Here is a 13,631-nt window from a genome sequence, read left to right on the forward strand (position 1 = left end):
TTACAATGACGTGACTGAATGTCAACCATTCTAAAACATCTCTTCAGCCTTATCGGTGTAAAGTGCCATTTCCTTTTCCAGCGCCTAGCTCACAATATCCATACTGATATCAACATATTCCATTGTTGTACTCACGTTGCGGTGCCCAAGCAACCCCTTAACCAGTTGCAGGTTTCGTTCAGGCGAGCTCATCAGTGTCGTGGCAAGGGTATGCCTGAACCGGTGGGGAGAAACATCAAACCCGCACTCTTTTGACAGCCTGCGAAAAAAAGAGCGTAACGGTTGCAGCGATGGTTTTTCCGAAAGAGACGCCCAATCTGCAGGCGAAGAGGCAAACCGCTCATAGTGAAAAAGCGAATCATTATTGCCGGCACCGCAGTCCCTTGCACGCTGAAGCAACGCTTCCAGTCTCGGTCGTAAATGACTGACAACGGGAACCCGCCACTCCCGGTACGTTTTACTGCCTTCCGCTCTTAATTCAATCCACCCATCGTCAAGACACACATCTTTTAGACGTATATGGAGCAGTTGATTTTGCCGCATCCCGGTGTAACGCAACGTGTCCAGGACTGTCAGCCAATACCATACTGGCCTCAGGGCGCATTTAGACTCGGTTCTGGGTTCAGAAGCAAATTGCTGCATAGTTAGCCAGATTTTTGTCATCTGGTTTTTTGTCAGAGTTTTTTTACGCTTCTTGTCCTGTTTGACCGATACGCCATTGAAAGGATTTTTACTTAAGTTCGTCAGTTGAGAAGTGATGGCAAAATTATAAAGGGCACGCATATGGCTGACCTTATTGTTCCAGGTATGTGCAGAAAGGCACTGCTTCTTGAGCACATGCCTTCGCCACTCAAGCACATCACGACTGGTTATGTCGTAAGGCGGGCAGGCTTCCCCGATATGCTTCCTGAAACCACGAACAACCTTCTTATAACTCCACTCGGTATCTTCGCGCAGCGATTTACAGAAAAAGTACTCATCCATAAGTTCCTGCCAGAGCCAGTCAGCACTATTTTCGTTCATTTTTTCTATTCCTCTCTTAGTAACAGTAACGCACCAGATGTCAGACCGACGTTGTGGTCAGGGGAACAAAATGAACTGACTGTCCTGAGGGATGGTCTTTCTGTATACCCGCCTGCTTTTCACCAAGTAGCCTTTTACCCGTTTGAACCTCCCGGACTTGTCGGGTGTATCGTAAAGCTGAGCAAAATAAAATCTCCTGTTATCACGACGCTTATGCAAGTTAAGTCGCTAAAAAGAAGCCTGAATGCTTTTCCGTTGAATAGTCGAACCAGTGGCCTTAAGGTAGTCGAAAAAGATACCGGGGACGGGTAAAAAGACATAGCCGGCAATAACATGGATCTTGTCTGCTTTACCATTAAAACTAATATCTCCCCGATTGAGTCCCTCCCGGAGCCAATCAAAAAACTGTTCTCCTTCCGCGACGTCAGTACCGGAGACTGCTACGGGTACGGAATCTGATCTTTCATCACATTTGTTAACAATTGCAATCTGAGAATAGTCCGAGTTTCCTTTTGCAGACGGTTCCTTTTCATTTGCGGGGTCTTCTTTCTTTTCAAGGGGTTCTGACGATTGCTGTTCCTCTGCAATCACTACGGACACGTCTGCCTGAACCTCTCCTTCATTTTCTGAAGCTTTAGCATCTCCTGACATGTCGAAAAGAGACAGGAGAGCATCAGCATCATCTTCATAGGGTAAAGAGTCAGAGCCAGTACTTTTTACAATTCCGCTTAAAGCACTTTCTTCTTCGTTTTCTTCACTGCTTTTAACCAGTGAATCACCGAGTTGAGTGGGGTTATCAATACCTGTGGCAAGTGTAAAGATCTCAGGGGAAGATGGATCAGTTGCCCCGCTCAGAGCTGTTTGTTCAGATAACATATCTGTAGGTAAAACCGTAGCGCCCCCCTCATTTGAAAGGGCTGTATTTTCTGAAATTTCACCTGCATAAGAACTTAAAATTTCCGCAGGTTTCCTCTCCATCAGAGGAGACTCTGTTTTCTCAGCTGCTTGTTTCATCAGGCTTCGGATCAACGGCATTGCCGGATGCTGGTTCCATAAGGACCCGGCCAGATTGCCCAGAGCCTCCGGATTTTCTGCTATCCAACTCATCGCCTCTTCTGGCATAAGCTGCCCTGCAGCCAGAGCCGCGAAAGCAGACCTGTTTTGAGCCCCCCTGAAACGAAATCGATAAGGCGATTCCGGAACGGTTATTCCCGGAAGCCAGCTTTTACCGTCAAGCAGTTCACCCTCCAGAGACGCCAGGAGTGGCAAATGCCAGGACAGTGCAGACCAGAAAATCACCGCATTCCACATTACGTTTTGCTCTGCCTGCTCTTCTGGCGCAGCTCCGGGTGGAAACATGTATCCTTTGGCCAGTCTGACCGCACAGGCTGTGAACTGCAGCGTAAGGTCTCCGAAGCCGTCTAACTGCGACCACCTTCCCTGCTTTGTTGCCGGCACATTCTGTACTCTTGTCAATAGACCATGAAGTGGAGTTATGTAAAGTCGCTGATAAACATTTGCGGGCAGAGAGCTATTTTCCCATATCTGCTGCAGGCAGTTTTTTCTTAGCGGACTGCGGCACACCACGTCGATTGTACGCGGTGCGTAGTAGCCGGCTGGAGCGGCAACAGGTGAATAACTTTCTGACGCTGACTCTAGTTTTGAAAACAGAGAGATCAAAATCCTGATTCTGTCGAACATAATGTTCTCCTGGTATAGGGCGATCCAGTGTTGTAATACGCCCTGCTATTCACCATAAAAAACCAGTTACTCAGCCTCAGAAGTTTTTCGTGGTTTCGTTCCCCCTTTATGCTTCCCTTTTTTCTGTTTAATAAATTAGCGACGTCAATAAACTGCAACTCGATAACATAAGGCAATAGCAGACTCAGTTCATATAGCGGGCTTTGAGCAGATCAACTTCAGCGTGATACTCCTGATAAATCTGTTGATATCTCTTGTGGATAGTTGGATCGGGATCAAATACCTCCCCTTTATGCGTTGTAATCAGCTCTGGCATCACTTCTGCAATCTCAACAAATCGTTCGCTTTTGGTATTACTGTGGCACCAGTGTGCCTGTATTGCCGCACCGAGTGCCGCAGCGTCAGGAATAAGCGGACGCTTAACAGTGAGCCCACTTATATCAGCTATCATACCGCACCACGTCTTGCTATTTGCTCCACCACCTATTACGCTGACACTGTCAAATCTGAGTCCCCTGGCGTTAAAAATGTCGATACCTTTGCAGAGGTTAAAGGTTGTGCCTTCAACGACGGAACGCAGCAAGTGAGGTTTAGTGAAATTAACCATGGTAATGCCTGATATTTCCCCATGTGCGCCGGGTAGATTAGGCAGACGGGCCCCGTTCAGCCATGGAAATGAAAACAGCCCTTCCGCGCCGGGTTTGCTGGCCATCAGATCGTTTTCAAAATCTTTGATATCGATGTCCATCAGTTGTCTGTAAGTGTTAATTGCATTAGTCACGTTCATCGTGCTGATAAGCGGCAACCAGTAGCCGGTCGACGAACAGAAGGTATTGATATCTTCAAACCCTGTGCAGTCGACCTGTTCAGGCTGGCAGGTCGACAAGGTACCAGAAGTCCCCAGGCTCATGGTCACATGGCCTGTTTCAGTGTTTCCTGTACCAATTGCTGACATCATATTATCGCCCCCCCCACTGGAAACAATGATTCCGGCGGGGAGTCCCAGAAACTGTGCCGCGTCTGCGGAAAGTCGGCCGTGAGCCTCATGTGACTTAATTATTTCAGGCAGTTTGTGAACAAAATCAGTCTCCACCAACTCCAATGCAGATAAACACCAGGTTCTCTGACGGGTATCGAAATAGCCGGTCCCGGATGCATCCCCGGGTTCAGCCCTGAACTCACCAGTAAGGTAAAAGTTCAGATATTCATGAGGCAGCATGACTTTATGGATTTGCCTGAAGTTAGGTTCTTCATGTTCTTTAACCCATAACAGTTTGCCGAGTGTAAATGCCACCGGAACCTGAATGCCAATAACAGAAGTCAAACATTTCCCGTAGATCAACCTGTACTCATCAAGGAATGCATTCAGCACGGCTTCACATTCTGTATCACACCATAGCTTTGCTGGTCGGATCACCTCATCTTCAGTGTCCAGAAGCACCAGTCCATGCTGCTGTCCGGATACGTCGATACCTCTGATTTTTAATGGACTGATTCCGGACTCGGAGAGCACGCTTGGATTCCCTGTTTCATGGCGGACAGCCAGTCACCGGGATGTTGTTCTTTCTGCCCCTTCCTCTCGCTGATCAGATGATGAACATGGTAACTGACAGCCCGAACTTCCTGGTTCACATCATCCCACAAAAGCACCTTTGTTCCCTGAGTACCGCAATCAATTCCCAAAAACATAGATTCTCCGACGTAAATTAAAAAATTATTTTATGAAAACTCTGCTAAGGCTTCTGTTAAGTAAATGCAGTACTCACGGTGGAATGCTTTTGCGGTTCAACACAGATTCAGGTAGCTGATACGCTAACGGGGACCACGTAGCTTCCCTTCGTGCTCAGTCACTCGCTTCAGCAGATGGTACTGCGTTGCTTTGCTTTGTTTCACCGGTAAACTGTTCGACCCGGATAAAGAAAGTCAGCATCCCGGCAAACAGGTACAGGCCGGTATAAGCCCAGATAACGCCGGCAATATCAAACAACGGCAAAAGGGTAAAGGCAATCGCCGGGGCGACACAGTTACTCAGACCAGCGGACAGGTTATAAACAGACAGAACTGCGCCTTTATGGTTGGGTTCGAGAGTCGTAAATACGGAGGTCATCGGGACGAAAGCGGCGATGGCTATCCCCATCAGGACGGCAGGGAGCAGTACCAGCCAGAGGTTATGGTCTGCATTTACCGGGATGTAGTAGAAACTCAACGTAGCAAGAGCCATCCCAAGACAGCCAAACCACCTTATCTGACGCATCCAGCCCAGATATTCTCCAGCTATGCCCCAGAAAATATTTGTAAAGATTGTAATGAAAGAATAAACCGTCCAGACAAGGAGCCATTCAGAAACGGTGTAATTGAGTCGGTCAACGAACAGGATCGGCATGATTACAGGTATGCCAAAATATGAAATGGTATTCACCATGCGCAGAATGCATGAAAAGAAAATGTCTTTGCTGCTGAAAAGGATAGTCACCGCACGCGTCATCTCTTCAACTTTTTTATTAAATGGCAGTCCGACTCTTGACCTGTCAGCCTCTATTTTTCTCAGACTCAACATGGCAATAATTCCGCCAGTGAAAACCCATAACATCGCGAACCAGAGTGTTCCCGTTTCCCCGAATGCAGGTATCGTCAGACTCGGCAGGAAACTGCCAACCGCCCCCATGCCCAACGTATACACGGCCCAGAACCAGCCAGTTGCAGCCGCAACCCGTTTAGACGGCAATTTCTGTACCAGAAGAAGCACGAATGAATAGATAAACAGAGGATATGCCAGACCGCGCAACCCATAAAACAGAAGCATCATAGGGTAATTATTCTGCCCCAGACCAAATACGCATGAAAAGCGTGTGCAATATACACCAGAAGATAAATCCAATAGTCATTGCACGCTGTGGTGTTATTAGTTCAGCAATAACGCCCGTAGCCCACGCTGAAACTGCTGCGGCCAGCCCGTAAATGGTCACGACCATAGCTGCCTGAGACGGCGTGAAGCCGAGATCAACGATGTGTTTTGACAGGAATGCCATTTCAAAACCATCTCCCGTCATGAAGACCGCAACTGCAACGTATCCCCAGAAAAAACTCAGTGGAAACCCATAAAAATACTTCATGCTTCGCATACCCTCTCGACTGCTGATAATGAGTTATACCAGTACAGGACTGCATCACACGTCATTACCAGTGAGGTAACTAACCCTGCTTTTGCTTCTTACATACCAAAACAGGACTGTTAACAGGGCCCATGTTTATTGCATACCATTTTGGGCACCGACTTCGTAAAAACGCAGTTACCTGCAATGTATCTGCAGGAAAATCAATAGTTTCATTATCTTCCGATTCATTCCTAATTCGGTACGTGGCATCCGCCAACCGGGTGTTCTAAATCTGGGGTTAATCCAACGTTAAGTGACCCGTTTTGTTAACATCAGGAAAAAACAGTGTAAATTCCATGACAAACGACTAGACATGATTTTGTGATCTCTTTCATGTTTCTTCGTGTTGCGACGAATATTTTCTTATTCTTTCAAAGAAAAATTCACATATACCATGAGCTGATGCTGAAACATGCCAGGGCAAGCGGGAGGTCAATTTGGAAGGGAGATAGGTGCCATAATACTTGTTTCGTACACATCTACAGTCCTGAGGATAGGGGATCCAGACTGACGCCACAGAGATGACGTTGACGTAGGGTAAGGTTGTATAACACCTCAATACACAAAATACAGTTGTTGATGGAATTCAATGCTCCGGGATGTGTCCCGGAGAGTTCGGAAGCAGGGGAGAAGATGAATACAAGCAAAATTCTTGAAAGATCAAATATCAGAAAATAATTATACTAAAAGGAGTTTCATTCCATTTTTCCTGAAATGTTCAATCTGGGGATCCGGTGCGTCTGAATCGGTAATTATCATATCAATTTGATCAATGGGTAAAACCGTATTGAATCCTTTCCGACTAAATTTAGATGAATCTGTCACCACAACTACCTGATTAGCTGCAGAAGCCATCACAGCGCTGATGGCATAGCCCTCATTGAACGTGGTAATACCGTTCTGTCCGTCAAGGCCATCCGCGCCTACAAACATAATATTTGCAGTAACATCCCTCAGCGCGTATTCCGCCAGAGAGCCATGCAGCGAGACAGTTTTGTGCCGCAGTGTCCCTCCGCAGACAACAAGAGTTATGTCTTTATTTTCTGATAACACATAAGCTGCAGCCAGATTATTAGTAATCACCGTAATATTGGTACGACCCAGCAACTCTTCAGCAAGTAGTTTTGTCGTGCTACCGCTATCAAGAATGATGGTATCGCCTTCACGCACCAGATTTGCTGCCGCGGCTGCAATCCGCCGCTTAGGATCTGCCGCTACATTGTACCTATCATTTAAATTGAGTTCTTTATTACCCGCGGGCTCCAGCCCGGAATCTTTCCGTTTTGCTGCACCACCATGAAAACGCGACAGTAGTCCCCGCTCTTCCAGTAAACGCAGGTCGGCTCTGATGGTTACCTCTGAAACCTCCATTTCAGAAGAGATTTCACTGACCAGTACGCTTCCTTTAGTGTTAACAAGTTCCATTATGTAGTTACGTCTATCAAAAGTGTTCATTTTTTCTCCCCTGAAAGTTCTGCTCATACTAATTCGAAAGGTACAGAAAGTAAAAGATAAAGTCTGTTGTTGCGATCTGGGTATTAATAACCCCAAATACCATCAAACACATGCTTGATCCCGTGCTCACCATAAAACAAAGAAATTCAAAGGATAACGAAATGATACGATACATTTTGAGTGATCGATATCACACAACAAAAAGAAAGAATTTGTCATGAATACGAAAAACAAACGATAGTTTATGGCATACATCAGGAGGACGTCATGAAGCATTTAATCCAGCAACATAAGCAAGGTCTTGATATTGGTATTTGTTCCGTATGTTCAGCACATCCGATGGTTATTGAGGCCGCGTTGCGTTTCGATCTCAATACTGAACGAAAGGTATTAATCGAAGCTACCTCAAATCAGGTGAATCAGTATGGTGGCTATACCGGCATGAAACCGGAGGATTTCCGCGATTATGTCAAAGGCATTGCGGCGAAAGTTGGTTTTCCTGTAGAACGTCTGCTCCTTGGGGGGACCATCTCGGACCAAACTGCTGGCAGAATGAACCAGCTGAACAGGCGATGGAAAAATCCCGGGTCTTAATTGCGGAATATGTTCAGGCAGGTTTCAGTAAAATTCACCTGGATGCGTCGATGTCCTGCGCAGGAGATCCTGTTCCACTTCCGCCGGAAGTGGTTGCCGCTCGGGCTGCTGATTTGTGCCGGGTTGCCGAAGACATAGCTACAGCAGAGCAAAAGGCAAACCTGACTTATGTTATTGGGACGGAAGTTCCGGTTCCGGGTGGTGAGGCTTCCGCTATAAATGAGGTTCATATTACCCGTCCTCAGGATGCCGCGTATACCATTCAGGTTCACCACGATGCATTTCTGAAAGCAGGACTTGATAAGGCGATCGATCGTATCATCGGTCTGGTTGTTCAGCCTGGAGTGGAGTTCGACCACAGTAGTGTGATTCATTACAAGTCGTCCAAAGCCACTGATCTGAGCCGTTTTATCGAAAACACGCCAATTGTGTATGAAGCGCATTCGACTGATTATCAGACCCGGGCAGCCTATCGCGCGCTGGTGAAGGACCATTTCGCCATTCTGAAAGTAGGCCCGGCACTTACGTTTGCATTACGTGAAGCCATTTTTGCTCTCGCAAAAATTGAGCAAGAGCTCGTTTTCCCGGAAGACCAGAGCCAGGTACTGGCGATTATTGATCAGGTCATGCTTGATGAGCCTGGTTACTGGAAAAAATATTACCGCCCTGAATTCTCCCAGGCGATGGTCGATATTCACTATAGTCTGTCAGATCGTATCCGCTATTACTGGCCGAATCCCCGAATCAGCGCTGCTGTGGATAAACTGCTTGCCAACCTCGACAATACTGATATCCCGCTCGGTCTTCTCAGTCAGTTCTTACCTAAGCAGTTTGAACGCGTCCTTAATGGAACGCTCCTTTCAGAACCACGCCCGCTAATTATTGACAAGATTCAGGATGTGCTTCGCGATTATGCCTTTGGTTGCGAACCCTCTGTTTCAGCCCCCCACAAAGAGGTGTCCAATGCATAACTATCGGCTTTTTGTTGCTTCAGGGTTGAATTTCGCCGATTCCACAGAAGTCCTGAAGCATATCGGGGAGAGAATGGTGAATGAAGGCGTGGTAAAGGACACCTATCCGGCGGCACTGCTGGAGCGTGAAGCAACTTATCCGACAGGGATTGCCCTTGAAGAACATATTGTTGCCATTCCCCATTGTGAAGCAATTCATGCCAGAGAGCCGGCCATCTATCTGATCCGGCCGTCGGCCCCGGTACCTTTTTCACAGGCGGATGATGACGGGCAGGTTGCAGCAGAGTTGATCATTGCCCTGATTGTGACAGACCCCCAGGAACAACTGAAATTATTACGCACACTATTTGGCAAACTGCAGCAGAACGAATTTATAGAAGGGCTGCTGCTTGCTAAAGAAACGGAGATAGAAAACTATTTCCATGAAAATATTCTGGCAGCAGTCGCCTGATAATAAGTTGTACCCTATGTACTGGAGAAACAAATGAAACGTAAAGTCATTGTCGCCTGTGGCGGTGCTGTAGCAACATCCACTATGGCAGCAGAAGAAATTAAAGATCTGTGTGAAGAAAACGGCATTACAGTTGAAATTGTACAATGTCGCGTTAATGAAATTGAAACATATATGGATGGCGTCGATTTAATCTGTACCACCGCAAAGGTGGACAGAACCTTCGGCGATATTCCGGTAGTTCACGGTATGCCATTTGTTTCAGGTGTAGGCATTGACGCATTGCAGGCTAAAATTCTGGCAATCCTCAAGGGGTGACAGCATGTTTACTGACATCATGCGTTATGTCCTCGATCTTGGTCCGACGGTAATGCTGCCGATCGTGATCATTATTTTCTCAGTCGCACTGGGAATGAAAATCGGGGACGCATTCAAATCCGGCCTGCATATCGGTATAGGGTTCGTCGGGATCGGTCTGGTGATCGGTCTGATGCTGGACTCCATCGGTCCCGCTGCAAAAGCCATGGCCGAAAACTTCCAGATTGGGCTCGAAGTGGTTGACGTGGGCTGGCCAGGTTCGGCACCTATGACCTGGGCATCACAAATTGCTCTGATCGCCATTCCGGTAGCCATTGGTGTGAATATTCTGATGTTAGTTACCAGAATGACCCGTGTAGTCAACGTGGACATCTGGAACATCTGGCATATGACGTTCACCGGCGCACTGGTTCATATTGCGACAGGTTCGTACTGGCTCGGAATACTGGGCGTTGTGATTCACGCAGCGTTGGTTTTCAACCTGGGTGACTGGTTCTCTCGTGACACACGTGATTATTTTGGCCTTGAAGGGATCGCCATCCCGCACGGAACCTCTGCTTATATGGGGCCCATTGCAGTTCTGGTGGATACCATCATCGACAAAATACCAGGCCTGAAGCGTATACATTTCAGTGCTGATGATGTGCAGAAGCGATTTGGTCCTTTTGGTGAACCAGTAACTGTCGGCTTTATCATGGGGATCGTGATTGGTCTGCTGGCTTCCTATGACGCCAAAGGCGTTTTGCAACTGGCAGTTAAGACCGCAGCGGTAATGCTGCTGATGCCACGTGTTATCAAGCCCATTATGGACGGTCTCAACCCTATTGCTAAACAGGCACGTAAACGCCTGCAGGCGAAGTTTGGCGGTCAGGAGTTTCTGATTGGTCTGGATCCAGCCTTGCTACTGGGCCACACATCAGTGGTATCGGCCAGTCTGCTGTTCATCCCGTTGACCATTCTTGTTGCCGTTCTGCTGCCCGGGAATAAAGTTCTGCCCTTCGGTGATCTGGCAACGATTGGTTTCTTCGTGGCCATGGCAGTCGCAGTACATCAGGGGAACCTGTTCCGCACAATCATCTCCGGCGTCATTATTATGGGGATTACGCTGTGGATCTCCACGCAAACCATTGTTTTCCATACCCAACTGGCTGCCAATGCCGGTGCATTGAAAGCCGGAGGTCAGGTGGCGTCGATGGACCAGGGGGGCTCACCGATTACCTATTTGTTAATTCAGTTGCTAACCTGGCAGAACATCCTTGGTCTGACCGTTATTGGTATCGTCTATGTTCTGGGATTAATACTGACCTGGAACAGAGCTCGCCGGGCAGATAAGTCTGAGGCTCTGTCGGTAGATGGCTCCGCCCCGCAGGTGAAATAAATTTTTAATAAGGAGGGGCAACCCTCCTTTTAATATCAGGAGTAAATATATGAAATCATTGGTGATTAACGCCGGAGGCAGCGTTTCAGTTGAAGAAAAGGCAATGCCCCAGATTGAATCCGCTGATGATGTTCTGGTGAAAGTCTGTTGCTCTGGACTGTGTGGTTCAGATATCCCTAGAATTTTTCATAACGGTTCCCATTTCTATCCTATCATTCTCGGCCACGAATTCAGTGGTATCGTTCAAGAAATCGGCGCCGGTGTCACTGATTTGAAGCAAGGCGATCTTGTCTCCTGCGTTCCTCTAAGACCCTGCTTTAATTGCCCTGAATGTGAGCGTCAGCTATGGTCTCAGTGTAAAAACTATCAGTTTATTGGTTCCAGAATCCACGGGGGTAACTGCGAATATATCGTAGTGGCACGAAAAAACCTGTTTCTGTTACCCGCAGGCACAACTCCTACCGAGGGGGCCTTTTTCGAACCGATGACCGTCGGCCTTCATGCAATGGAACTGGCCGGTGGTGTTGAAGGTAAAGAGGTCATTATTATTGGCGCCGGCACCATTGGTTTGCTGGCTATGCAATGTGCCGCAGCGATGGGCGCGAAGTCGGTAACCGCCATTGACATTAACCCTGAACGGCTTGAACTGTCGAAAAAAATCGGTGCCACCTACACTTATAACAGCGCGGAAATGTCCGCAGAAGAGATTGGGAAAGCGCTCAACGAACGCCGCTTTGACCAACTGGTGCTGGAAACTGCAGGCAATCCGATGACAGTACAACTGGCCATTCAGATTGCTGGTCCCCAGGCGCAGATTGCCCTCATTGGTACACTACACAATGACCTGACAGTTCCGGAAAAAACATTTGGTTTTATTCTGCGTAAGGAACTACGTATCCTCGGCAGCTGGATGAACTATTCCGGCGAGTGGCCAGGGGTGGAATGGAAGCAGGCAACACAGCTCTTCCAGGACGGAAAAATTGATCTTGCTTCGCTGATTGCCGTTCAGGGAAATACAGATATTTATGTAGATGCGGTCACCGCGCTTAATGGTAAACCCATGAACGGAAAAATCATGCTCGATTTCACAACCAGTATTCCGGAGGCATGATCTGTCTGCGTGGTCAGTTATATTATTGTGTTGAAATTTTCCGTCTACTGTGATTATCTGAATTATATTGCTTCAATATAACAATAAAGTTCTGAACGTGGAAGTGGGAACATAGTGTTCCTGTTTGAGGGGCTCTTTCTGCCCCTTTTTTTTATGTATCGCTTATTATCCCAGGAGGTGAATATTGGACACTCAACATTTAGCTACCATAACCGATTTTTACTATTGTTTACTTATTTCCATTCTTCTGTATAAAAAAATGCAACAACACCAACATCCTCCGGACAAAAAAAGCATATTTCCACCTGGCTGAGTGAAACCAAAAAAAGTAAAGTTTTTGATAAAATTGTCCATAAAGAGATCTTATGGCTTCAGGAAGAATTGCCAAAGAGAAACTGTAATCAACTGGAATCAATGCTGAATAGCATATATCATGCCTGTATAAAACTGCAGACTAATGAGGAATACTATCGTTAAAAACTGTATTTCTCTTGCGTGTTGACATATAACTGTAGCGTCTTACCCTGTATCAGGATATGCTGCGAAGACGAAAGCATTAATCCCAAGGAGGGCTATTAGTCATAAATGAAAATTATAATGTTTATATTTGAACACAAAAAACCTGAATAGCAGGTTGTATTCCTAAGGCTCAATAAAGGCACACAACCCACTCTGGTCTCTGAGAACTTCCGTTCATACCAGTGGTAGTCGAAGCCGGCTGTCTTCAATTTCATGTTTTTGCAGATATTTCGGATAACTCCTGATCATTTATTAGTTTATAGTTTTGGAAACCACGTAGTAATCTCATTTTATAATAATTTACCCATAGCTTGTCCTTCTTCAGATTTAAAAATTCACAGCACAATCGAAGTGATATTATATCCTTTATGTCTCGTAAGGTGCGTAAGTGATCCAGATCCGACGCCTTAAATCAGCTTTTGGGGTTAATCTGCTCTCCTGATTCGGGAGCTTATGGCCATTTTTGAGACAGTTATAGAAATTAAAATCCTGTACACGCAGGGTATAAGCTGTCGGCGATCGCAAAAGATCTGGGTATCTCCCTGTAATCCCGTGAAGTGTTATTTGCGGGCGCAGCCTGCACCACCATAATATACGCCACGTCCAGCAGCCCCTTCACTACTGGATGAATCCCGGGACTATATTCGTCAGCGCATTGTCGTTGTCCACTCTAATAAAATCCCTGCAACGGTTATCAGCCGTGAGATCGCAGGACAGGGATATTCTGGTGGTATGACTATTCTGAGAGAATTCATACGTACACTCGCCATCCCTCAAACGATATGTTTTTGATAAAATTAAAGCACATGAGATGTTTTCTGGAATCAACACAAGGTTTAACCTTATAGTTGGGTAACAGATGCGATCTTCCCATAAGTAGCATTAATCGCACATCCAACCGGTTGCTGAGCATCTTCGCAGGAAATAGTGTTTGTGCAGGTATAAAAACGGCCCT

Annotated in this window: 7 protein-coding genes and 4 pseudogenes; 6 read left to right on the forward strand and 5 right to left on the reverse strand. The window is 46.6% G+C overall.

The features are described 5' to 3' along the window. Positions 1-84: 84 nt before the first annotated feature. The 5 genes and pseudogenes from AC6I8M_RS14950 to AC6I8M_RS14970 all read right to left on the reverse strand — a co-directional run bounded on the left by AC6I8M_RS14950 (position 85) and on the right by AC6I8M_RS14970 (position 7,334). A complete protein-coding gene (locus AC6I8M_RS14950) occupies positions 85-1,023 on the reverse strand; it encodes a tyrosine-type recombinase/integrase (protein WP_010616151.1) in 939 nt (312 codons plus the stop codon). A 228-nt stretch (positions 1,024-1,251) separates the two neighbouring features. After that, entirely contained in the window at positions 1,252-2,724 is a 1,473-nt protein-coding gene (locus tag AC6I8M_RS14955) for a TraI domain-containing protein (protein ID WP_318285123.1), read from the reverse strand. Positions 2,725-2,908: 184 nt separating this feature from the next. Beyond that, positions 2,909-4,413: pseudogene (gene xylB / locus AC6I8M_RS14960) on the reverse strand (xylulokinase). A gap of 154 nt (positions 4,414-4,567) precedes the next feature. Next, a pseudogene (locus AC6I8M_RS14965) lies at positions 4,568-5,846 on the reverse strand (MFS transporter). Positions 5,847-6,557: 711 nt separating this feature from the next. Then, positions 6,558-7,334 (reverse strand): DeoR/GlpR family DNA-binding transcription regulator, encoded by a 777-nt coding sequence (locus AC6I8M_RS14970; protein ID WP_010616154.1) that lies wholly within the window; start codon positions 7,332-7,334, stop codon positions 6,558-6,560. A 267-nt stretch (positions 7,335-7,601) separates the two neighbouring features. On the opposite strand from AC6I8M_RS14970, the pseudogene gatZ reads away from it, so the two are divergent. From gatZ to AC6I8M_RS15000, 6 genes and pseudogenes are all read left to right on the forward strand, one after another. Continuing rightward, positions 7,602-8,899 (forward strand): annotated as a pseudogene (gene gatZ, locus AC6I8M_RS14975) (tagatose-bisphosphate aldolase subunit GatZ). Further along, positions 8,892-9,350, forward strand: coding sequence for a PTS galactitol transporter subunit IIA (gene gatA / locus AC6I8M_RS14980; RefSeq protein ID WP_010616155.1), 459 nt, complete (start codon positions 8,892-8,894; stop codon positions 9,348-9,350). The pseudogene gatZ and the gene gatA overlap by 8 nt, the downstream one beginning before the upstream one ends. Before the next feature lie 33 nt (positions 9,351-9,383). Continuing rightward, complete coding sequence (gene gatB, locus AC6I8M_RS14985; protein ID WP_010616156.1) at positions 9,384-9,668, forward strand: PTS galactitol transporter subunit IIB; 285 nt, start codon at positions 9,384-9,386, stop codon at positions 9,666-9,668. 4 nt (positions 9,669-9,672) lie between these two features. Next, positions 9,673-11,046 (forward strand): PTS galactitol transporter subunit IIC, encoded by a 1,374-nt coding sequence (locus AC6I8M_RS14990; protein ID WP_010616157.1) that lies wholly within the window; start codon positions 9,673-9,675, stop codon positions 11,044-11,046. Between the two features lie 49 nt (positions 11,047-11,095). Then, the gene (gatD, locus tag AC6I8M_RS14995; RefSeq protein WP_058948795.1) at positions 11,096-12,157 is read left to right on the forward strand and encodes a galactitol-1-phosphate 5-dehydrogenase; all 1,062 of its coding nucleotides are present in this window, start codon (positions 11,096-11,098) and stop codon (positions 12,155-12,157) included. Positions 12,158-13,129: 972 nt separating this feature from the next. After that, positions 13,130-13,453 (forward strand): annotated as a pseudogene (locus AC6I8M_RS15000) (IS21 family transposase); the annotation flags it as partial. Between the last annotated feature and the right edge of the window lie 178 nt (positions 13,454-13,631).

The sequence above is a fragment of the Type-A symbiont of Plautia stali genome (assembly GCF_059731155.1).